This window comes from Acinetobacter sp. ANC 5378, assembly GCF_013004315.1.
GTDB lineage: Bacteria > Pseudomonadota > Gammaproteobacteria > Pseudomonadales > Moraxellaceae > Acinetobacter.
Window position 1 is genome coordinate 42,132 of the sequence record NZ_JABERK010000003.1, and the last position, 22,983, is coordinate 65,114.

18 protein-coding genes are annotated in these 22,983 nt (G+C 39.6%); 6 read left to right on the forward strand and 12 right to left on the reverse strand.

Annotated elements, in window-relative coordinates:
- Positions 1-148 precede the first annotated feature (148 nt).
- The gene (locus HLH16_RS00455; protein WP_131291282.1) at positions 149-679 is read right to left on the reverse strand and encodes a YaeQ family protein; all 531 of its coding nucleotides are present in this window, start codon (positions 677-679) and stop codon (positions 149-151) included.
- 42 nt (positions 680-721) lie between these two features.
- The gene (locus HLH16_RS00460; protein ID WP_171527802.1) at positions 722-1,753 is read right to left on the reverse strand and encodes a CobW family GTP-binding protein; all 1,032 of its coding nucleotides are present in this window, start codon (positions 1,751-1,753) and stop codon (positions 722-724) included.
- 425 nt (positions 1,754-2,178) lie between these two features.
- Between HLH16_RS00460 and HLH16_RS00465 the strand changes: the two genes are divergently transcribed.
- On the forward strand, positions 2,179-3,786 hold the full coding sequence (locus tag HLH16_RS00465; RefSeq protein ID WP_171527803.1) for a bifunctional 3-(3-hydroxy-phenyl)propionate/3-hydroxycinnamic acid hydroxylase: 1,608 nt from the start codon (positions 2,179-2,181) through the stop codon (positions 3,784-3,786).
- Positions 3,787-4,203: 417 nt separating this feature from the next.
- Here the strand turns inward: HLH16_RS00465 and HLH16_RS00470 are convergent, their stop codons facing one another.
- From HLH16_RS00470 to HLH16_RS00500, 7 genes are all read right to left on the reverse strand, one after another.
- Positions 4,204-4,818, reverse strand: a complete 615-nt coding sequence (locus HLH16_RS00470; protein WP_171527831.1) for a glutathione S-transferase family protein — start codon at positions 4,816-4,818, stop codon at positions 4,204-4,206.
- 142 nt (positions 4,819-4,960) lie between these two features.
- The gene (locus HLH16_RS00475) at positions 4,961-5,854 is read right to left on the reverse strand and encodes a LysR substrate-binding domain-containing protein (RefSeq protein WP_171527804.1); all 894 of its coding nucleotides are present in this window, start codon (positions 5,852-5,854) and stop codon (positions 4,961-4,963) included.
- A 12-nt stretch (positions 5,855-5,866) separates the two neighbouring features.
- On the reverse strand, positions 5,867-7,057 hold the full coding sequence (locus HLH16_RS00480) for an MFS transporter (RefSeq protein WP_171527805.1): 1,191 nt from the start codon (positions 7,055-7,057) through the stop codon (positions 5,867-5,869).
- 27 nt (positions 7,058-7,084) lie between these two features.
- Positions 7,085-7,654, reverse strand: coding sequence for a TetR/AcrR family transcriptional regulator (locus tag HLH16_RS00485; RefSeq protein ID WP_171527806.1), 570 nt, complete (start codon positions 7,652-7,654; stop codon positions 7,085-7,087).
- 135 nt (positions 7,655-7,789) lie between these two features.
- A complete protein-coding gene (locus HLH16_RS00490) occupies positions 7,790-8,311 on the reverse strand; it encodes an acyl-CoA thioesterase (RefSeq protein ID WP_131292311.1) in 522 nt (173 codons plus the stop codon).
- Positions 8,312-8,678: 367 nt separating this feature from the next.
- Positions 8,679-8,876, reverse strand: a complete 198-nt coding sequence (locus tag HLH16_RS00495; RefSeq protein WP_171527781.1) for a hypothetical protein — start codon at positions 8,874-8,876, stop codon at positions 8,679-8,681.
- Positions 8,877-9,205: 329 nt separating this feature from the next.
- Positions 9,206-10,201 (reverse strand): patatin-like phospholipase family protein, encoded by a 996-nt coding sequence (locus tag HLH16_RS00500; protein ID WP_171527807.1) that lies wholly within the window; start codon positions 10,199-10,201, stop codon positions 9,206-9,208.
- Positions 10,202-10,340: 139 nt separating this feature from the next.
- Between HLH16_RS00500 and chrA the strand changes: the two genes are divergently transcribed.
- The gene (chrA, locus tag HLH16_RS00505) at positions 10,341-11,549 is read left to right on the forward strand and encodes a chromate efflux transporter (RefSeq protein WP_171527808.1); all 1,209 of its coding nucleotides are present in this window, start codon (positions 10,341-10,343) and stop codon (positions 11,547-11,549) included.
- Between the two features lie 56 nt (positions 11,550-11,605).
- Here the strand turns inward: chrA and gltS are convergent, their stop codons facing one another.
- The gene (gene gltS / locus HLH16_RS00510; protein WP_131292317.1) at positions 11,606-12,847 is read right to left on the reverse strand and encodes a sodium/glutamate symporter; all 1,242 of its coding nucleotides are present in this window, start codon (positions 12,845-12,847) and stop codon (positions 11,606-11,608) included.
- 577 nt (positions 12,848-13,424) lie between these two features.
- A complete protein-coding gene (locus HLH16_RS00515; RefSeq protein ID WP_171527809.1) occupies positions 13,425-14,768 on the reverse strand; it encodes a DcaP family trimeric outer membrane transporter in 1,344 nt (447 codons plus the stop codon).
- Between the two features lie 388 nt (positions 14,769-15,156).
- Here HLH16_RS00515 and HLH16_RS00520 point away from each other — a divergent pair, with 388 nt between their 5' ends.
- Positions 15,157-15,864: a nitroreductase gene (locus HLH16_RS00520; RefSeq protein WP_171527810.1), complete on the forward strand. Its 708-nt coding sequence runs from the start codon at positions 15,157-15,159 to the stop codon at positions 15,862-15,864.
- 101 nt (positions 15,865-15,965) lie between these two features.
- On the opposite strand, the gene HLH16_RS00525 is transcribed toward HLH16_RS00520, so the two are convergent.
- Positions 15,966-17,183 (reverse strand): multidrug effflux MFS transporter, encoded by a 1,218-nt coding sequence (locus HLH16_RS00525; RefSeq protein ID WP_171527811.1) that lies wholly within the window; start codon positions 17,181-17,183, stop codon positions 15,966-15,968.
- A gap of 136 nt (positions 17,184-17,319) precedes the next feature.
- Here HLH16_RS00525 and yccS point away from each other — a divergent pair, with 136 nt between their 5' ends.
- The 3 genes from yccS (at position 17,320) to HLH16_RS00540 (ending at position 22,978) form a co-directional block, all read left to right on the forward strand.
- Complete coding sequence (gene yccS / locus HLH16_RS00530) at positions 17,320-19,494, forward strand: YccS family putative transporter (protein ID WP_171527812.1); 2,175 nt, start codon at positions 17,320-17,322, stop codon at positions 19,492-19,494.
- Between the two features lie 84 nt (positions 19,495-19,578).
- Entirely contained in the window at positions 19,579-20,139 is a 561-nt protein-coding gene (locus HLH16_RS00535) for a YcxB family protein (RefSeq protein WP_131291587.1), read from the forward strand.
- A gap of 175 nt (positions 20,140-20,314) precedes the next feature.
- Positions 20,315-22,978: a PepSY domain-containing protein gene (locus HLH16_RS00540; RefSeq protein ID WP_171527813.1), complete on the forward strand. Its 2,664-nt coding sequence runs from the start codon at positions 20,315-20,317 to the stop codon at positions 22,976-22,978.
- The last annotated feature ends 5 nt before the right edge of the window (positions 22,979-22,983 follow it).

A 22,983-nucleotide genomic window follows, 5' to 3' on the forward strand; every position in this document is an offset into this window, starting at 1 on the left:
GCACCGATAATGGCGCCAATCCCCAGGGCTATAAGCAAACGATATAAATCAGGAGACATGTATTTTCCCCTTCTTCATTTTTATTATTTTCAGGTATACGCAATTTTGTGTTCAGGATGCAAGCCTAAAACCCGCATCCTGCTTAGATTTACTGTAACTGTTCCCATTCAACCACGACTTGCGCATGCTCACCGATCAACGTCCATTCACCATCCATGACATTTAACTGTAGCTGCATGGTGCGTTCGCATAATTGTGGTAGCGCATTTGTGGTTGCTGTAGAGAGCTTCCAGACTTGAACATTACTTAAGGTTTTTAATTTGCTGTTGCGTTTATACCATTCATCAACCGATGAACCATAGGTGACCACTGCAACTTGCTTACAACGGGCGCTGGCTTTTTTGACTTTGTCTTCATCTGGACTACCCACTTCAATCCACTTGATCAGCTGACCGGTTAAGTCTTTTTCCCACAAAGCGGGTTCATCAGTTTCAAACAGATCTTTGGTAAATTCTAAAGCTTCACCAGCAAAACGCGCATAGGCCAAAATACGCACCATTAAGCGCTCAATGGTTTCAGAGGGATGTAGAGCCATGGTCAATTGATAATCAGCATATTGATGATCATCCATATTGGCAATATTCAAATCAGCCTTATAAATCGTTGCTTTAAGCGCCATAAAAAAGTCCTCAAATTTGGCGCTTAGCATATAAGATTTGGACTACTTTTGCTGAGTTGTTTTATCCGTTTCATCCAAATTCAGCTGACACTGAAATAATTGATCTTCAAAGTGTTGCCAATAGCGCTGATCTTGCACAATGATTTCAATACGGTTATCAATGCCCTCTTCTGAAGACTGATAATTAAATTGCTCCGGATTAAAATTAAAGGTTTTCCACCCCTGATTGGTATTAAAAATTGCTTTAATCCGCAGCCAATTCTTTTGTTCACAAAGTAAATCCAATAAAGGATAAAAATCAAATTGCCAACGCTTGGGTAATTTCCAACCCGCCACACTATAGCCTTGCGCGGTCTCGACATAATGATAAGGCAACTGTTTAATCCCAGGCAGACTTTGCCCGGTAGAAAATGTTTTTTGAATTTTAAGTAAGGGCTGAATCTTGCGTTCAGTGCCTACATACGGCAGATCAATTTGCTCAAGCAAAATTTCAGTCTGTCCACTCATCAGCCAGACCTGTTGATAGGCTTGATATTCAGTCTTCAATGCTGCTAAAGCCTGATCATCTGCGAAATCCATGCGATCTGCATGAGAAACCACAATAACCTGCGCAGCTTTTAACTGATCTGCATACAGGTTTTGCGTGCTCCAATCCGCATCATGCAAACGTGAGCCATCCACCACCGTCACTAAAGCCCGCATTGCAATACTTTGTTGCCAATGTGGTTCGGTGAGCTGTTCCAGTAATTGTGCAGGGTGTCCCAAACCCGTCGGTTCGATAAATAATCGATCCGGTTTAGTTTCAGACAATAATCGAGATAAAGCAATTTGCATCGGTAATTGACTACTACAGCAAAGACAGCCTCCCAACAGCTCTTTAACTTCATAGCCTTGAGTTTGCGGTAACATCTGCTGATCGACACCAATTTGTCCAAACTCGTTCATCAAGACCGCCCAAACTTCATTTTCTGGCTTTTGACTGAGTAAATGCTTGAGCAAGGTGGTTTTTCCAGCCCCTAAAAATCCGGAAATGATATGCGTAGGGACAGCTTGAGTGGGAGCAATCAGTTTCAAAATAGACTCGCTATTCAGGTGGAGATGATCAATTCATCAGTGAGCAAAACTCATGAATCAAATTTATGGAATGATACTCACTTTAGTTTTTTCTATGTTGCTTAGCAATACATCACCTATGTTTGATGCCTGCATCATGCAATTTTTATTTCATGATTGAGTGAAATAAGCGGAATGATGTAAATAATTCAGCTTTTTTTATTTTTAACAAAGACTCCTATGAATGATAGAAAAAAATGATCATTCATTTAAAAAACCGTATAACTAAATATTCATATATTTATTATTTTTCAATTATTTAAAATATTATAAGCATTTCGTCTGTTTTCTTTTCATTCAAGATATCTACTATGGCATAGCTTGTTTAGCCCCTCAATTTCACCGTTAATACACTTAAATGTGAATTGATTGAATGGACATTCGCTATGAGCAACAAAACAAATTACACCACTGAAGTGGCAATCTTGGGCGCAGGTCCTGTTGGTTTAACAATTGCGAACTATTTGAGTAAACAAGGTGTTCAAGTCACTATTATCGAGCAGCTGGACAGTTTGATTGACTACCCGCGTGCTATTGGTATTGATGATGAATCTTTACGTACCATTCAATCACTCGGTTTAGTCGATCAGGTCTTGCCGCATACCACTCCGAACCATGCGATGCGTTTCTTGACCCCTAAAGGTCGCTGTTTCGCAGATATTCAGCCACTTACCCGTGAATTTGGTTTCTCGCGTCGTAATGCATTTATTCAACCTCAAGTAGACAATGTCTTGCTACAAGGTTTAAAACAATACGAAAAAACTGAAGTCCTGTTTTCACGTCAGCTCAATGACTTTACCCAGGATGCAAATGGCGTAACACTTAAGATTCAAGATAAAAACCAGAAAGAAGAAACTGTTCAAGCAAAATATTTAATTGCCTGTGATGGTGGTAACTCAATTGTACGTCGTACTTTGAATATTGGTTTTGAGGGTAAAACAGCACCGAACCAATGGATCGTTATCGACATTGAAAATGATCCATTAGCCACACCACACATTTACTTGTGCTGTGACCCAGTTCGTCCATATGTATCTGCGGCACTTCCGCATGGTATCCGTCGTTTCGAATTCATGGTTATGCCGGGTGAAACTCAGGAAGAGTTAAGCAAACCAGAAAATATTGCAAAATTGCTGTCTAAAGTTTTACCGAATGCTGAAAATATTGAAGTAATTCGTCAACGTGTTTACACTCATAATGCACGTATTGCGGATAAATTCCGTGTCGACCGTATTTTACTTGCCGGTGATGCTGCGCACATTATGCCAGTATGGCAAGGTCAAGGTTATAACAGCGGTATGCGTGATGCCTTTAACCTGGCTTGGAAAGTTGCGCTAGTAGTACAAGGTAAAGCAACTGCAGATTTATTGGATTCTTACCAGATTGAACGTAAAGATCATGCCAAGGCGATGATTGATCTTTCTGTGATGGCGGGTCACGTACTTGCGCCACCTAAAAAATGGCAAGGTTTTGTTCGTGATGGTATTGCCTACGCATTGAATTACATCAAGCCAATTAAACAGTATTTGCTTGAAATGCGTTTCAAACCGATGCCGAAATATAACGATGGCGCCTTGCTTGCGGATGGTAAAAAGGAATCTCCAGTCGGTAAAATGTTCATTCAGCCGCATGTAAAACTTGAGTCTGGTGAAAAGGTTTTACTGGATGACGTGATTGGCAACGACTTCGCAATTATTGCCTGGGGTGTAGATCCTCAATGGGGACTCAGCGAGAGCACCATGCAGGTCTGGAAAAAATTAGGCGTTAAATTTATTCAGGTCATTCCTGAAGTCCAGTTTGGCAATGAAAACCGCAAGAAATTTGACGGCGTAATTACCCTTGGCGATATTGGTACCGATATCCGTACCTGGTTTGGTAAAACGTCTGAATCAGTTGTTGTTTTACGTCCTGACCGTTTTGTGGCAGCGCTTGCGATTCCACAAACTCTGGATCATGTCAGCCAGCAACTGTTTAAAAAGCTGCATGTAAAATAATGCAGATATAAAAATACATTCCCTGAATCATATTCAGAGGCCTGACCACGTGAAAGCGTGGTCTTTTTTATTTCAACTTCTATTAAGTATTTAAATTAGATCCTGTTTATAGATCAAATAATTTCAATATTAGATTTTTTTCATAAATCATTTTCAATGACTACAAGTTATTCATCATGCCAAAATAAAAATAGATTTTAGTAGGTATTGGATTCATGAGTGTGGCATGGATGCCACACGTTTCCCATCACGACAAGGAAGTCGTGTATGGGAAACAAAAGGTTTTTGTCTACTTTTGACCTTTCAAAAGTAGAAAGATTGCCTACGCGAAGGCAAAAAAATTAAATCAATCAAATGAGGCCGTGCTGATTTTAAAAAATCTAATATTGAATATTTTTGATTTATGAAAGAAGTCAATTAATCATTGATTTTTTGCAACCATGGTACACCTTTCATGGAATCACGCTGGGCCAGAAGCTGAATAAACGGCTTGAACTCATCCAGATAAGGCAATATTTTCAGATAGATGGCAAAAATCACCCAATAACCCAGAAATAAATCTGCTGCTGAAATTTTCTCACCCAGCAAATACGGATTTGCTTCTTGCATCCCCTTTTTTAGAAATGCCAATACGCTCTCTTCATGACCAAAAGTCAGGCTCCGTTTTCTTTGTTCAATTTGCTCGTCCGGCACGTTAAGCCCTTTTAAATCCATAAACTCAGTTAAAGGACCATGAGCAAAGAACATCCATTTCAGATAGGCACCACGCTTGGGATCATCCAGGGCGGGCGCTAAACCTTTTTCACTATATTTATCGGCCAGATAGGTAAATATGGCCGCGACTTCGGAAATCATGACCCCTTGATCGATCAGGCAAGGTACTTTTCCCATGGGATTAATCTTTAAATATTCAGCCTGATGCATATTTTCATAGGGCACGTTTATTTCTTCAATCTGGTCTTCTATACCCAACTCTTTTACTAAAAGCATCACGGTCATACCACGGGACTGGATATTGTTATACAGCTTCATCATTTTTATTCGACCTGTCTTGTTGTTTTAGGTTTTAAGTATAAATCGTTTTAGATGATGTGTTGATTATTGTGATGTGAGGCATGACGTTGACTCCGATGCTTCTACTTTATAAAAAGCATCGGTTAATCATGACAATTCTTTAAAAAAAGCCCATATAAAACTGTTCTTTCAAGATTTTTAAAATCAGTTCAATCACTTCATTTTTTTGACCTTTACGGTAACTTACGTACAGGTCAATCATCGGTAAAGGCTCAATGGTATTTTTCACGACAATTTTGTCACCCAACAATGGAATGACATAAGTAGGCACTAAGCTCCAGCCCACGCCCATTCCGACTAAATTGACATTCAATAAAATATTGGTCGATTGCTGTACCACATTGACATTCAATTTGGATTGCTTAAAGAAATCGGTAATAATTTTATGCAACTGAGGTGAAGCAATTTCATCACTGATAATAAAATCCTGGTTGTTAAAACTCTTAATACTGACGTGACGCTGCTCGGCAATCGCGGAATCTTTAGGCACAATTAAAGCCAAAGGCTCACTAAAAATTTGTACATGCTCAAGTTCACTGGACTCATCAATATAGCGAGTAAAGGCGATATCAATATCACCTTTCTTGAGTGCCTTAAATTGATTTGCATCGGTCATACTATGAAAGTTAATTTTAATTTCTGGAAAATGCACCCGAATATTCGGCATGATATAGGGGAAAATTTTCATTTCAGCCACAGGCACAAAACCAATATTCAACTGGTCTTTGTTTAAGTTGGCAATTTGACGTGCATCCTGAATGGCTTTTTCAGCATGTTCCAAACTTAACAGTGCTTCTTTTAAAAATGCTTTACCTTCTTCTGTCAGTTCAACTTTTCGATTCGATCGAACCAATAGCTGAACTCCAACTTCCTGTTCAAGGTCTTTAATCTGCTGGCTTAAAGAGGGCTGTACCGTGCACATCCGTTGTGCAGCCTTGGTAAAATTCAGCTCTTCTGCCACTGCAACAAAATAGCGTAAATGACGTAATTCCACAGCCGTACCTCTTTATTTGGGTTGTTTAAGTGATGCTGAAACGGTGTATTTATAAACACATAAAGTTGCCACAGTAATGACCGCACAGAATAGATAAGTCATTTGATAACCATAATAGGCAATGATCAGACCCAGAATCACTGAACCAAGGGCCATACCTAAATCAAATAATGTAAAGAAAGTCGAAATTGCATGTCCCATTCGCTGCTTAGACACAGACTGAATCGCCAAAGTTTGAAAACATGGAAAGAGTGAACCATAGCCAATCCCAATAAATATAGCAGATAGCCAGAGAATCCATTGGTTTGAGATAAAACTCACCACCACCAAGCCTAAAGCAAAGAAAATAAACGAAGGATAAATGACGGCACTGGCACCTTTACGATCATAAATTTTCCCGACCCAGGGCCGTACCACAATCATGGAAATTGCAAATACAATAAAAAATAAACTGGTATAGGCCAGTAAATCCTTGGATTCACTATATGCGGTAATGAAGCTCATAATGCTGGAATAGGCAAATGCAGTCAGTAAGGCCACAAAGCCAATCGGAACGGCACGCATTTCAATAATGTCATGAAAACCTAAAGGTTTTTCTTCTACTTTATTGGTTAACTTATCGAGTTTATTTTCTTGTACAGGAACCATTAAACAGAAAATAAAGCCCAGACAAATCACGGCAGTCAATATTGCAAACAAGCTGATAAAGTCAGTAAATTGCAGCACGGTTAATGCAATCAATGGTCCAAATACCACGGCAAGGTTAGTCGACATCACGAAATAGCCCATCCCCTCGCCCTTACGATGATCAGGAATGAAATCATTGGCAATCGGCACGGTTACCGTGGTCAATATGCTAAACCAAATACCGTGGATAAAACGAATCACCAATAAAGCCCACATGCTATCGGCAAACAAATAGCTAAAAGCAAAAAGAACAAATAAAAATTCGGAACCGCGAAAGGATATTTTTTTCCCGAGTTTTTCAACAATCAATCCGGAAAATGGGCGAACTGCAATTGAAGACAGCAGAAATAAAGTCAGTGCCAAACCTGCTTCTTTGACCGTTCCACCTAAATTTTTCATGATATAGATGGGTAAAACGGTCAGTAGCGCATAATAATAAGTAAATAAAAACAGGTTATTGAACAGACACAATATGAAAGAACGGTTCCATAAGCGCTCGGTATTCGTGGTAGTCATAACGATCAACTTTCTGTGTAGCCATGGCTACTTTTGAACAAGTGCGGGTTGCATGAGTAGATGTACCAAATTTTGAATGTAGGTTGCATCGGGCATGCGATTGAAGAAAATAATTTGATAATGAATCGGCCCATAAAGCGCATCCAGCATCAGTTCAAAAGGATAGTCAGCAATAATTTCATGACGCTCAATTGCAATTTGAATCAGCTTACGGGTTTGCTCACGGCGCGGTAATAAATACTGTTCAAAGAATTCACCCGCAGCTTCACGATGCTCAGCCATCACCACCAGTAAGGCGCGCCCAACCGGATGATTCAATGCATGCGATAACTTTAAAAGTTGCTGATTCAAATTAAATTGCAGACTTTGCTGAAAATCCAATTCAAATACTGAAGCGGTCTGTTCTTTGAAGGCATCAAAGACCAAATCAGACTTATGCTTCCACCAGCGATAAATCGTGGATTTCCCGACCCCTGCCCGTGCCGCAATATCTTCTACAGTTAAATGACTGTAGTCATATTCTTCTAATGCTGCGATCACAGCTTTCAAAATACATTGCTTACGGCGTGAAGTTTTCTCAACCTCGACTTCAGTCATAGCACCACCCAAAAACGAAACGATACGTATCGTTTTTTATATTATGCCGATTTAGGGCTGCTGTATAGACCAGAATCACATTTTCATATTAAAAAAAAAGACCGCTTCAAAGCGGTCTTTTTCATTCAATGCTGATTAGCATTGTGAAGTTTTTTTATAAATACTGCATGATGGATGATGACTTTCTTGTAGACGTGCCACTTTGCGATGTTCAGCCGCTTCAAAACGGCAGCGTTTCCAATCATTGTCTAAATTTAGAGCTGGAATTTGTTGTGGCTTGCCATTTTCATCCACAGCAACCATGGTGAAATAACAACTATTGGTATGACGTACTGTACGCTTTTGAATGTTCTGCGCTTCTACACGAATCCCGATTTCCATAGAAGTACGCCCAACATGGTTCACGCTGGCAAGGAAAGTGACTAATTCACCAACATGAATCGGTTCTTTAAAATTGACTTTATCGACCGACAAAGTGACCACATAGCTACCTGAATAACGGCTGGCACATGCGTATGCGACCTGATCCAACAATTTTAAAATTGTTCCACCGTGAACATTACCTGAAAAATTTGCCATATCTGGAGTCATTAAAACCGACATAGTTAATTCAGACTGGTCATCTAATGCTGGAGCAATTTGATCTAATGGGGACATCGCGTTCTCTAGTCTCTTGGATAGACAATAGTATTTAGTCATTATTATATCGTTTTTCGACGAAATAGAATGTCCAAATCGGCAATAAAATCATCATTATTATTTATAGTGATTTCACCATCATTCAAAAAAATATATATCAATCTATTTAACACACTGTATTTTCTATCTTTTTAATTTATCGTAGTTTTTATAGAATAAATACTCAAAAACCTGATTACAAAAAACACATCAACATTCATTTAAAAACATTCCATCTTAAAATAAAAATGTTGTCAGTTTGATGAAAACTCAATGCAAATCCATTTGCAGATATTCTTTTAAGTATTTAATTGCTTAAAAATAAAATACAGCTTATTAAATAAAATTAAGAAGCTATTTTACGTAACATCTCTTTGGAAATATTACCGTAACTGAGTACATTTTGCTGATCAAGCTGTGTTTCAATACTTAATGTACCGTCCGCATTTTCTGCAATCACAGTAAAAACAAGATGTTCCATAGTGGCCATTTTGACTTTATGCCCGATGCTAATTTTTTCTATATTCATACTGCTGCTATTCATTTAACGATCCTTACAGAAATATGTTTTCATATCGATTTTAATGAAATGAAGTTTATTGACTTTTCACCCAGCGGTAAACTTAAATCATTGAACAAAAACATATTAATATAAAAATAATATAATATAAAACTTTTAACCACTTAATTAATTTTATTTAGCAATATCAATTAATTAATTTATCTTTACAATAGAATGAGTCTTCATTGGATTGTTTTTCAATCAAAATCCAACTCCATATGACACTATTGCAAGCAGGAACAAGACTTAATTAGATAAAAACATGGATGCCTTGTTCTTGGCTCACTCATTATTTCAGTTTATTTACAACTTCAATCATGCGCACTCAATTGCTGAATTTTATTCACGGGTGAATAATAATGCTTTTGATTGAATACTGTTGAAATGGAATTTAATTGATTTCGTGCTGCTTCAGCACCTGCTCGCATGGTCATTTCACGACCTTTAACATCAAAAATATGTGCTTTTTCTCTTAAATCGGGCTGAATCACAATATCTGCATGTTTAAGTTCCTCTCTGGCCAAATGGTTCTGCATAATATTAATATTTTGGTTGAACAAGCCCCAAACATTGCTGGTTTCCGTATATATCGGTTGAGCCAGAATATCTACAGCAATAATAATATCTGCACCTAGCTCGCGCGCGACATTCACAGGTACAGGACTGACCAAACCACCATCTACATATTCATCTTGACCAATCTTAGTGGGCACAAACATACTTGGAATGGATACGGAAGCACGTACTGCTTGCCCAGTGTTGCCATAATTAAAGACCACTTTTTTGCCTTCTTTTAATTCTGTCGCCACTACATACATGGGCGTTTTAAGCAATTCCAACGGTGTATTATTCACTTGCTGATTAACGTAGTTTTCAACTTTTTTACCGTCAAAAAAACCTTTCATATCCAGTTTTACATCACGGACATCATTGGCTTTCATATTTAAAGCAATATCACGCAATTCATCCGCAGTTTTGCCGCTGGCATAAATTGAACCCACAATACTTCCTGCACTGGTACCCACAATAAAATCAGGATGAATGCCTTGTTGTTCCAATACTTGAATGACACCAATATGTGCATAGCCCCGCGCACCACCACTACCCAGTACCAAGGCTACAACCGGACGATTTTGCTGTTTTTTTAATTTTTTAAAATCAATGCGATCAGCATGTACTTGTGCATCTACACTTGGGGACTCAGATAAGCCTGTAGAGCCAACAGTAAGCTTAGCGTGTGGAACACTTTGGCATCCCACTACACTCACTACCGCTAAAGCAATATAACCAAATTTGATATTTATCATGAGCCACCCAAAGATTAATAAGCTTATCTTTTAAAAGTCGTACAGTTTAAGAACTATATGTTTTTCACATTGTAGTATTTCGTTAAACTGCCATCGAAAAATATTAGACTTTAAAAAATTAACCCTAGTGAAATTGCCAATGCCATCTCTTCATTATCGCACTATTTTCCTGACTTTTCTAAAATTAGGTTGCCTCGCATTTGGTGGTCCGGCGGCGCATCTGGTGTTTTTCCATCACACCTTTGTGAAGCAGTTAAATTGGTTAGATGACCAGCAATACGCCCAACTGGTGGCTTTGGCACAAATTTTACCTGGCCCGACCAGCAGTCAAGTAGGCTTGGCGATTGGCTATGTAAAAAAAGGCTATTGGGGTGCCATACTCGCATGGCTGGGTTTCACTTTACCTTCTGCACTACTGATGACCATAGTGGCACTATTGGGCAAACAATTTTTCCCCCTGCTTTCTTCAGCATTTTTTCATAGTATTCAATTGATTGTTTTGGCTGTGGTCGCCTGGGCATTCTGGCAAATGCTACGCAGCTTTTGTACCCAACTTTGGCAATACATTTTAATGCTCTGTTCCACCCTCTTTATTTATACGGTTTCGCTGCCGATGAATCAAATCATTGTGATTTTTATCGCGGCATTATTAGGGATATTCTTCGCACAAAAAATTGCTCCCACAAAAGTAAATAAAGTGGAAACCTCTTCTTTAACAGATGCTATTTCTTCTACAAAAAAATCATATGCTTATCTTTGGTTAATACTTTTTATTCTGCCTTTTTTTATCTTTCCCGTTATGAACTGGCTACACAGCAGTATGTTCACTCAAAGTGTTGAAAGTTTTTATCGTACAGCTTCGCTGGTGTTTGGTGGTGGCCATATCATTCTGCCTTTTTTACATCAGGATTTCGTTGCCACAGGTTTACTTTCAGCAGAAAAATTCGATTTAGGTTATGCCTTTGCCCAGCTGATGCCAGGTCCTTTATTTAGTTTTGCCAGCTATATTGGTGCGTTAATACCTTTAACTCCATTTCCCGCACTCAATGCATGTATCGCTACCTTGGCTATATTTATTCCTTCCTTTTTGCTGATTTTTGGAACCCTGCCTTATTGGTCGTGGCTGATGAATCAAACTTATATTCGGCATGCGGTTGTGGGAATCAATGCGGCTGTGGTGGGATTGCTGCTGTGTATGGTCATACAAATGGCGCAGCATTATATTGTACAACTGACTGATCTTTTATTTGTTATAGTGGTCATTGGATTACTTAAAACCAAACTTCCCGTCTGGTTGTGCCTAATTGGCAGCTGTATAGGCTACCAACTTATTCTGACTTTTTTATAATATTGAGGGATAAAAAAGCCCTAGTCAGCTAGGGCTTTTTAGACATATATTCAGACTTATACAAAAAACTTAAGAATCAGCTGAATGACGGTCGCATTAATTAAATCGACAAAGAATGCCCCACATAATGGAACAATCAAGAAAGCTTTATGCGAAGGACCATACATATTGGTAATGGCCTGCATATTAGCTACGGCAGTAGGTGTTGCGCCCATACCAAAACCACAGTGCCCTGCAGAAAGTACGGCAGCATCATAGTTTTTACCCATAACGCGGAAAGTCACAAATGCCGCATAAAGTGCCATGGTTAAGGTTTGCGCACCCAGAATGACCACCAATGGGCCAGCCAAATCTGACAATTGCCATAACTTCAAAGAAAGTAAGGCCATAGCGAGATAAAGCGATAACGAGGCATTTCCGAACACATCAATGGCACGATCGAAAATTCCAACTTTAAATACCCCTTCCAGAACATTTCGCAGAATTACACCACCGGCCAAAGTCCATACAAAGGTCGGAAGCTCAAACCAGGTATCCTTACTAAAGCCGGTCATAAATTCAGCAAAGGCCAAACATGCTGCGAACATGCCCAAAGTGGTAATCGCATTATCAGCCGTAATTAAACGCACCTGATGCGGATATTCAAATTGAGTAAATTCAGTTGAATCGGTATCAGCATTGAGTGTTGAGTCCCGGGCTTCAATTTGCTGATTACTACGCGGCTGAGCAAGTTGATAACGGTTAATCAACATTTTGGCTAAAGGACCGCCAATGATGCCACCAATGATCAAACCAAAAGTTGCGCTGGCCATACCCAAGGCTAAAGCACCCTGAATACCGTGTTCAACTTCTAGAATTTCACCCCAGGCACCCGCTGTACCATGCCCACCAGTCAGGGTAATTGAACCAGCAATTAAGCCAATTAAAGGATCAATTCCCAATAAAGTTGCTAAACTAATCCCGACAAAGTCTTGTACGACAATAAATGAAGCCACACAAACCAGGAAAATTACCAGCCCCAAACCACCTTGTCTTAACTTGGCAAAGTTTGCACTTAAACCAATAGAGGCAAAGAAAATCAGCATAAAGCTAGTCTGTAGTTCACTACTTGTAGAGATGCTGAGACCCCAAATATTGTGCACAAATAGTGAAGCAATCGCCGCGACTAAGCCACCTGCCACGGGCTCGGGAATATTGTAGCGTCTTAAAAAATCAATTTTATTGACAAGAAACCGTCCTAATAAAAGAACGATTACCGCTGCAATGAGCGTATAAAAGGCATTAAAAGTAAATTCCATCATCATTGTCCATAAAATGGTTGGATTCTTTTTGTTCTATAGCCTTGTTATTTTCTTGAAACAAAGAAGCTCAAGAACCATTTGATAAAGATCAAATAAAATAAAAGCTGTACAACAAAAAGGAATAAAGAAAATTCATTTTTGATAAAACTACGGACAAGGAGATCATTTTTTCATATAGATGAAAAATATTAAAAAAGACGATGCAAGTTATTATATTCTTGGAATTCAATGAAAGAACATTTCCTTAAATCCCTACTAACCCGCTTACTCATGAGAGATCGTCTCAATTAAAGCTTCTAGTCCATATCATGTTTATTTCTGCAGGATATGCAGAAATAAACATACATTTTTAGCAATGATAATACTATCACGCCAGGCAATGTTCAAAAGAGCATATATTATCCAGATTTGGGGATTAATGTCTCTATTTATTTACAATTTTGCCTATTACTAAAAATTAGGTTTTCACGTTTTAATTTTTTAAATAAATAACTATTCATATTGTCAAACTTTAAATAAGAAAAGAGGCGATTTATTCGCCTCTTTTCTTATTCTGTATTTCTAAACTTCTAGATTAGAAATTGTATTTTGCCATCAAGCCTACACGGTTATCTTTAAATGTTTTACCTGTAAATGCTTCACGCTTACCATTCACGTATTCCAAACCTAAATCAACAGGCTTAACTGGTGAATAAATAACGTTTAACCAAGCCTGCTGAACTTCTTTGTTTGCTGTTGTATTTCCAGCAGCTATAAAAGTTTTTGCATAATTAGTATCATCATCAGCAAATAATGCACCGTACGCTAAAGTAGAACGTAATTTTTCATTAAACTTATAGGTCGCACCCACTTGAACTGCAGTAAATTTATTCTGTTCAATGTTGCCATTTGCATCTACAACATATGCGGTATTAGCACCGTATAAATAATTGCTGTTTCCTTCCACGTACGAAACATCGCCAGTGAATTTAAGCTGATTAGTTACATCAAAAGTAGTGCCTGCGGCTAAACCCCAACCTGTTTTATCATCATTTCCATCCTGAACCTTATGATGCTCAACTAAAGCACGTCCAGTTGCATTGCCTTTTCCTTCAGCATAGCCTTGAGTAATTTTTGCAGTTAATGCAGGAAGGCTATATTTTACTGTTGAATCTGTCACATTATCTGTTGGAGGATTTGCAATGATATTTTTAGAGGCTTTACTATCACCTTTTTCGGCAGAAATAAGTAACTGAGTAGCTGGAGCCAGTTTTAGACCATAGCGTACTTGTGGAACACGTGTTGTACCACCACCAATGTTCGTCGCAAAGTCAATCATTTCTGGCGCATGATTCGACAAGAAGTTAGATGTAGTTTGACCAAACAGCCAATCATTATAGGTTAAATAAGCATGACGAATACGCAATGCCTCATTGGTCCCTGCAAAATCAACTTCAACTTTACCACCGACTTTAGCATCACCAACAGGTGTATTGAAATCAAGGCCTAAACGTGTCGTTTTACCCGTTGCACGTAATTTATCTTTTACAGTAGATGAACCTGTACCCACAGTACCGGCTTTAGAAGCATTACCGAAGTCATCATCAGCACCTTCAATGATGTAGTTCGCATCACCACGAACAAAACCATATAAGTTTACACTTGAACCCGCTTTAGTTTTAAAGCCGGTTAATGCTGATTCAGGTTTAGCTGCTGGTGCTGGAACAGGTTGTGCTTTGACTTGCTCAATTTGAGTTTGCTGCTGTTGTTGAACTTGATGTTGCTGTTGAATTAAAGATTTTAATGCTTCAACTTCTTGACGTAGTTCTTGAATTTGTTGTTGCTCAGCTTTACCTGCATGCGCTGTGCTTACCATTACAGCTGTGACTGCCAATGCTAAACTTTTAGCCATAAATTTACCGTTGAGTAAACGACTCATTCTAATCTCCTATTTAAATATTTCGCATCCGTGCATAAATGACCCTTAAAAACTCAACAAATCAATAAAAAATCATGATTTAAAATTTTAAAAAGCTTCAAAAATCATTGCATTTTCTGCTTATCAGTAAAGTGAAAAAAGTTTAAAATTTTATAAAAGTACAACATATGTAACCCATATGTAGCCATCAATCTACCAAGTTCTCTACTTGATTAAAATCAGTTTTATTGAACAATGATTAAAAAATAATCTTATTTTTAGATTTATATTACAAAATTATGAATATATTCTTTAACTTAGCAAAAATTTACACAAAGTCTTACGTACAAATATTCGACTAATGTATATAGTCATAAGCGCTAAAAAACTCATTTCAAAAGGATTTTTTATGAATTTTGAACAAGTTCGTTATGTTGATGATGCCATTACTTCACGCCATTCAGTACGGGCTTTTTTGAATAAACCGGTTAATCCGCAAATCATTAAAGACATTTTAACTGTCGCAAGTCGAGCACCTTCAGGAACCAATACACAACCCTGGAAAGTGTATGTGGTGACTGGGAAAAAACGTGATGAAATGGTTCAGCGAGTGTGTAAAGCACAAATTGAACTGTTTACCCAGCCAGAACTTGCTAATCAATACCAGGAAACATTTGCCTATTATCCAGAAACGTGGATTTCACCCTTTATTGAGCGTCGCCGTGAAAATGGCTGGGGTTTATACGGATTGTTAAATATCCAGAAAGGCGAAAAAGAAAAAATGGCGCACCAACAACTGCGTAATTTCCAGTTATTTGATGCACCTGTTGCCCTGTATTTCACCGTGAATAAGGTCATGGGCATTGGTGCTAAAATGGATATTTCCATGATGATTCAAAATGTCATGATCACGGCCAAAGCGCGTGGTCTAGATACTTGCCCTCAAGCAGCCTGGAATCATTTCCACCCGATCGTGCTGGATGTACTCAATGCTCCTGAAGATGAAGAACTGGCCTGTACAGTTGCGCTCGGTTATGCTGATACGGACGATATGATAAATACCTTTATTACCCCGCGTATTGCAGTTGAAGAATTTACCGTGTTTTTAGATGAATAAATTGGACGAATAAACTGGATGAATGAATTAATTCACTTCATCTAAAAAAAGACCTGCATTCAGGTCTCTTTTTAATTCGATTTTTGCTTTTCTTTCCAATATTAGGTGCTTGATTCCTCATAATGTTTGGGCGGGCTTAATTTCATAATCGCCACTAAAGTTACAGCTACAAACATGATCATCACCAAGCCCATGTTTACGAGTGCACTCCAAATCAGGAAATTCAAGATCACGCCACCGAGCAAGCCACAGGCAAACTGCATGCTGCCCATAATGGCACTGGCTGTTCCTGCGCGCGAACCTTGTTCCGACATCGCCAAAGCCATGGCATTTGGTCCAGTAAAGCCAATACCGGACACCGCCAAAAACATGCCTGCAAGTACAATCCACAACGGGATCTGTCCCATTAAACCGGCAACGAATAAAATAGATGAGCCTATCAGCTGAAGCACAGCGCCTATTTTCAAACGGCTGAGTACTGAAAATTGATGCGCGAGTCGTTTATTTACAGTCGACAACAACACAATACCAAAAGCATTAATAGCAAAGGCATAAGCAAATTGTTGTTGGTCTAAGCCATAGTTATCCATCAATACCGAAGCTGAGGAACTGATATAGCAAAACAACACCCCGCCCGAAAAACAGCCGGCCAGCATCGGCCATCTAAAACTGCGGTCAGTAAAAATGGCAGCATATAAATTGCCGATCTGGTTGAGATTCAATTTTAAACGGCGTTCAGGCGTTAGACTTTCCTTAAAGAAGAAGTGTACGCACAGCAAGCAGATCAAGCCTATCAGCGTTAAAAACACAAACACGGCATGCCACGAAAAGAACTTTAATACCATTGCACCCAAGCTTGGTGCAATAATCGGTGCAATCCCCATCACAATCATCATACTGGCAAAGGCCTGTGCCGAAGCTTGCATGTCTAAACGGTCACGAATGGTCGCCCGAGCAATCACTACCCCGACGCAGCCGCCAACAGCCTGTAAAATACGTGCCGCAATTAAGCTCCATTCATTGGTCGCAAAAACGCATAGCATGCTTGCCACGATATAAAGCACCAAACCAAAATAAAGTGGCTTTTTGCGGCCAATTCGATCGCTCAAAGGCCCATAAATCAACTGTCCCAATGCCAAACCTAAAAAATAGGCAGGTAAAGTATTGGCCACCATTTGTGTGCTGACCCCAAAGTCATTGGCCATTTGTGGCAATGCCGGCAAGTACATATCAATGGAAAGTGGACCCAATGAAGTCAGTAACGCCAACAGCATAATCCATGCCGTAGAATATTGTTGAGTAGACTGTTGTTCAGACATATTGATATTTAATTTTTAAATGGCTACCTTGAAGACAAGCTTACACTGTACATAGTATTATTTCTCAGAATTGAGAGTGAAAAATCACATAATTCAACTCCACAATGCACAGATCACCTTGCGGTAGGAATAAACTTTGAAATCTTGGCTGACGCGGCTTAAACAAGCGACGTATAACACCACCTTTATGTATAACCTGCGCATGGTGATTGCATTTGCGGGTACGGCTTTTGTGCCTTATTTTATGGGGCAACAACTGGCGACTATTCCTTTAACTCTGGGTGTAGTGGCTGCAGGTTTAAGTGATATTGATGACCGTTTCTCGGTTCGGATCATGAACCTGATTTATACCTATATCGGTTTCTTTATTACTGCCAGTTCTATTTATTTCTTGTTTCCTTACCCGATTTTATTTGCCTTAGGCTTGATTGTCTCCTGTATTGGCTGGATTCTGCTGGGGTCACTAGGACGCCGTTATGCCACCATTTCCTATGGCTGTCTGGTGGTTTCCGTTTACTCTATGTTGGGTGTTGAGCTATTCGACAACTGGTATACCCAAGCCTTGCTGCTTGTTGCGGGTGCTGCATGGTATGGCCTGATTTCAACGATCAGCTTTTTATTGTTCCCTGTTCGCCAAGTGCAAGATAAATTGTCGCAGTGTTATTCATCACTCGGCGATTTTCTGTTTGCTAAATCAAACCTGTTTGATGTCGATATGACGCCGAGCAGCTATCAACAAAGCATGATTGAGCTGTCTTTGGAAAATGGAAAACTGGTCGGCATTTTCAATGAAATGAAAACTGCGCTCCTGACCCGTTTAAAGGGTGACCGTGGGCAAAAAGATACCCGTCGCAGCTTGCAGTATTATTTTGTCGCACAAGATATTCATGAACGCGCCGATTCAGCGCACATTGAATATCAAAAACTGGTTAAAATTTTTGAACATAGTGATATTTTATTCCGCTTCCAACGGATTTTATACCTTCAGGCAAAAGCCTGCAAAGATCTAAGTTACAGCATTTTGCACCGTGAAACCTATCAGCATAACCAGCGCTTTAAGCATGCTTTTGCCAATTTAAAACTCTCTTTAGAGAAATTACGCGCTGAACAACAATATGACCCAGTCTGGGTCAATGCCCTGTTTTCCCTGTATCAAAATTTAAAGTCGATTGATGCGCAACTACGCAATGTAGAAACAGAACGTCATATCAAGTTTGATAAAGCCAAACATATTGAAAACCAGCTGAAAGATGATGACTTAAAAGGCTGGAATGATGTGGTGATCCGTATCAAACAGCATTTAACCCCGGAATCTGTGCTGTTTAGACATGCAATTCGTGTCTCTATGGTCTTGCTGATTGGCTATATTTTTGTGCAAGTGACCAATATTGAATATGGCTACTGGATTTTACTGACGGCTCTTTTTGTCAGCCAGCCGAATTTCAACGCCACCAAACGCCGTTTACGCTTGCGTATTGTCGGCACTTTAGTCGGCATTATTCTGGGTTATGCAGTTTTATACTTTATCCCGTCAATTGAAGGACAATTGTTATTACTGGTGTTCAGTGGTGTGCTGTTCTTCGAATTGCGCAGTAAACAATATGCGCAAGCTACCGCATTTATTACCATTCTTGCGCTGATTAACTTTAATCTGGATGGAATGGGCTTTGAAGCAGCATTACCTCGCATGATTGATACCTTAATTGGCTGTGCTTTGGCCTGGTTTGGGGTCAGTTTTATTTTCCCGGACTGGAAGTTCCGTCGCCTGTCGCGCACCATCAAGCGCTCTCTCACGGCACAATGTGACTATTTAGCCGAAGTGATTGAACAATATAAACAAGGCCGTAATAACGGTTTGAAATATCGTGTAGTCCGTCGTGCCGCACATAATAATGATGCTGAAGTTGCCTCCCTGATTTCAACCTTAGCCACTGAGCCTGATTTCGATCCGACCCAAAAAACTTTAGCTTTTGAATTCTTGTGCTTGAATCACACCCTGCTCAGCTATATTGCCGCACTCGGGGCGCATCGTGAAAAAATCCAAGATCAAGAAGTGTTAAAGCTTTTAGACTTGGCTTTAGAGGATATTCAGGGTTCTTTATTAAAAGATGAATTTCCCGATCTGACAGCACAAAATATGTTGAACACGATTCGTCAACGCTTAACCCACAATAATGAAGATGATCAGAAATCGCTGATTGTTTTACAGCAACTCTCTTTGATGTTAAGCATTCTGAATCAACTCAGTCGCTTAAAGCAAAGTTTGAGTTATGACCGGGATGAGAAAGCCACCGAATTAGGCTCATTATAATTCGCATGATTTTGGAACAATATACTCACTGAATGGGTATAAATAATGCTAAACTTTTTACAGTTCTAAATTTGTTAATTCACTATGACCACGAAAAATTTATACGCTTATACCCTACAGCCTGTGAACTATGAAATTTCAGAGGCTGAACAACGTCAAGCTCAACTTGCTATTTGGCGTAGCACCAACAAAATCGGCACGAAAACATGGATCATTATGGCTGTCGTGGCTGCTCTATCTATTGTTGGTATTATCTTATTAAAGAACTATTCGACTATTTTTTGTTGGGTTGCATTGGTCTGCGTCGTGGCATACTTCCTAATCCGTAAATTCGGTTTGGAATGGTACGTTAAACGTAAAATGAATGAATTCCCGGTACAGGAAATCAAAGGCATTCGTTTAGGCGTACAACCACACGGCATTATCATGCGTCAAAAAATGGGTGCGCAAGAAGGTGTGGGTGCAATCGGCTGGAAAGATATTTATGAATGGTATAACACACCTGACTTTATGTTGATTAATTTCAAGGTTAAAGGTCAGCAAGGTGCTTATATTCTGCCAAAACGTATGGATTCAAAGAATTTTTCATTCAACACCATTCGTAAGCATTTAACTGAAACAGTGGGCGAAGCTAAACAGGTTTAAGCCCTGCTGTAATCAAAAATATTTGTATAAAAACCTCCAGACTATTGGGGGTTTTTTAATAAACCAACTATAAATGATAATGAGAATGAATATTACCTGCAAAATCCATATGATTTGCCAAAAATTCAGTTATAATTTGCGCTAATACCATTCACCCCCACATCTTTTTTCAGCTATGTTAAAAAAAATATTTTTTCAGATCCATTGGTTCCTCGGAATTAGCGCTGGGTTAATCCTCTCGATTATGGGGGTTACCGGTGCCATTTATTCATATGAACAACCGATTCAAAAATGGCTGAATCCAGATAGTTATACCGTACAAGCTGAAAATCGTGACAAGTTAACACCTGCAGAACTGTATCAGCACTTTAATAAAGCTGCTCCAGAGATGAAAATTAACAGCATCACTGTAGCCAAAGACCCCACTGCATCTTCTAGCCTAAATATTGTCAAAGAAGGTGCACGTAAGGGCTATAACATGATGATTAACCCCTACACTGCCGAAGTTTTGCCAGAAATCAAAGGGCGAGAGTTTTTTAAGTTTATCGAGCAGTTGCATCGCAATTTAACCATCGGACCAGTCGGCAAACAGATCACCGGGGCTTGTACCCTGATGCTGATCTTTTTTGTATTAAGTGGTCTATATCTGCGCTGGCCGAAAAAACATTCTTTTAAACAATGGCTGATGATTAAGCCGCAACTTAAAGGTCGTAATTTCTTATGGGATTTACATGCGGTTGTGGGTACTTGGGTGGTTATTTTCTTCCTGATTATCGCGTGTACCGGTTTAACCTGGTCTTATGGCTGGTGGCGTAGCGGCCTGTATAGCGTAATGGGCGTCGAACAACAAAAAGAATCAAAAGGTGAAGCTCCACAGCGTGGTGCTAAAGAAAGTCGCAGTGAACGTGGCGGAAATACCCCAAGCGGTGAAGGACGTGGTAGTGCTGAACAGACACAATCAAGTAACCAAGATCGAGAAGGTTCTAAACCAGGTTCTCGTGGTGAAGGTGGTGATAAACTTGGTCTAAGCCCTGAGCAAATCAATCTTGCCCTAAGCCAAACCTGGACTGGATTTAATGCACAAGTCGGTCGTGATTATTCAAGCCTGACCGTCAATTTGCCGAAAAAAGCCAATGGCGAAGTTGAACTGAGTTTTGTTGATGCTATTCCACAACATGAACGTGCACGGAATAAAGCCACATTTGACTATAAAACTTCATCCATTAAAGACATGGAAATTTATGAAGATAAAAAGTTAAATGAAAAAATCATGAGCAGTATGTTGCCGGTTCACCGCGGTAGCTTCTTTGGTCCAGTGTACCAATTCTTGGCCATGTTAGCTGCTCTGTCTATGCCATTGTTCTTTGTCACAGGCTGGATGCTGTATCTTAAACGCCGTAAACAAAAGAAACTGACCCAAGCTGCGCGTAATAGCTTAACTGCTGCCAATATTGATCCAAATGCCAAACCTTGGCTGATTGCTTATGCCACTCAAACCGGCACTTCTGAACAACTGGCTTGGCGTACAGCAACCAGCTTGCAAGAAGCTCATCAACCTGTAACCGTGAAATCCGTACAACACTTAAGTCTAGATGATTTAAAAAATGCTGAACAAGTCTTGTTTGTGGCAAGTACTTACGGTACAGGTGAAGCCCCGGATTTAGCTTCAAGTTTTGCCAAAAAAATACTTTCATCACAGGTTGATTTAAACCATCTGCACTATGCTGTCTTAGCTTTGGGTTCGAGCGAATATCCAGATACCTTCTGTAGTTTTGGTCATGAAATTGATGCCTGGTTAAAGCAAAATGGTGCGCAGCAATTATTTGCCACCATTGATGTGGATAATGCCAATAATCAGCAGATTCAGGCATGGAACAGCGCTTTAGCCAAAGTGACCAAACTAGACTTACAAGCCATGAATATCGAAAAAACATTCGATACCTGGACACTCACAAAACGTGATCTACTCAATCCAAATAGTTTAGGTGCGCCTGCCTTTAATATCGAATTAAAACCAAGCCATGAAGTGTTTTGGCAAGCCGGCGATATTGCAGAGATTCAACCGGGCAACAGTGCTGAACGTATTACAGCTTTTATGCAAAAGCATCAAATCCAGCCGCATACGCAAGTGGATTCGTTACAACTCAGCATTGAACAAGCGCTATGGGATAAAGATTTAACTGTTGAGGTTGAACCTTTTGCCAACATGGAACATTTACTGGAACAACTTCCTACGTTGCCTTCGCGTGAATATTCAATTGCCAGTATTCCATCGCAACAAGTGCTGCGCTTGGTAGTTCGTCAACAGTCAGATGCACAAGGCCAATTGGGTCTGGGTTCAGGTTGGCTGACTCAACATGCAGCATTAAATAGCCAGATTGCACTGCGTATTCGCACCAATGAATCTTTCCATCTGATTCATGACAATCGCCCAATCATTTGTATTGGTAACGGCACAGGTCTTGCCGGATTAATGAGCTTGTTACATGCGCGTACCCGTCAGAACTATACGCAAAACTGGCTCATCTTTGGTGAACGTCAACGTGAACATGACTTCTTCTATCAAAGCACGATTGAAGCCTGGCAAACCACAGGCATGCTACAGCGCCTTGATTTAGCCTTCTCCCGTGATCAAGAAGAAAAAGTCTATGTGCACCACAAACTACGCGAACAAGCTCAAGAACTAAAAGTCTGGGTCGATCATGGCGCTGTGATTTATGTTTGCGGTAGCATCGATGGTATGGCCAGTGATGTTGATCAAGCACTGATTGATATTCTAGGTGAGGCAACCGTCGATCAGCTTCGTCAAGCAGGTCGTTACCGTCGTGACGTTTACTAAATATT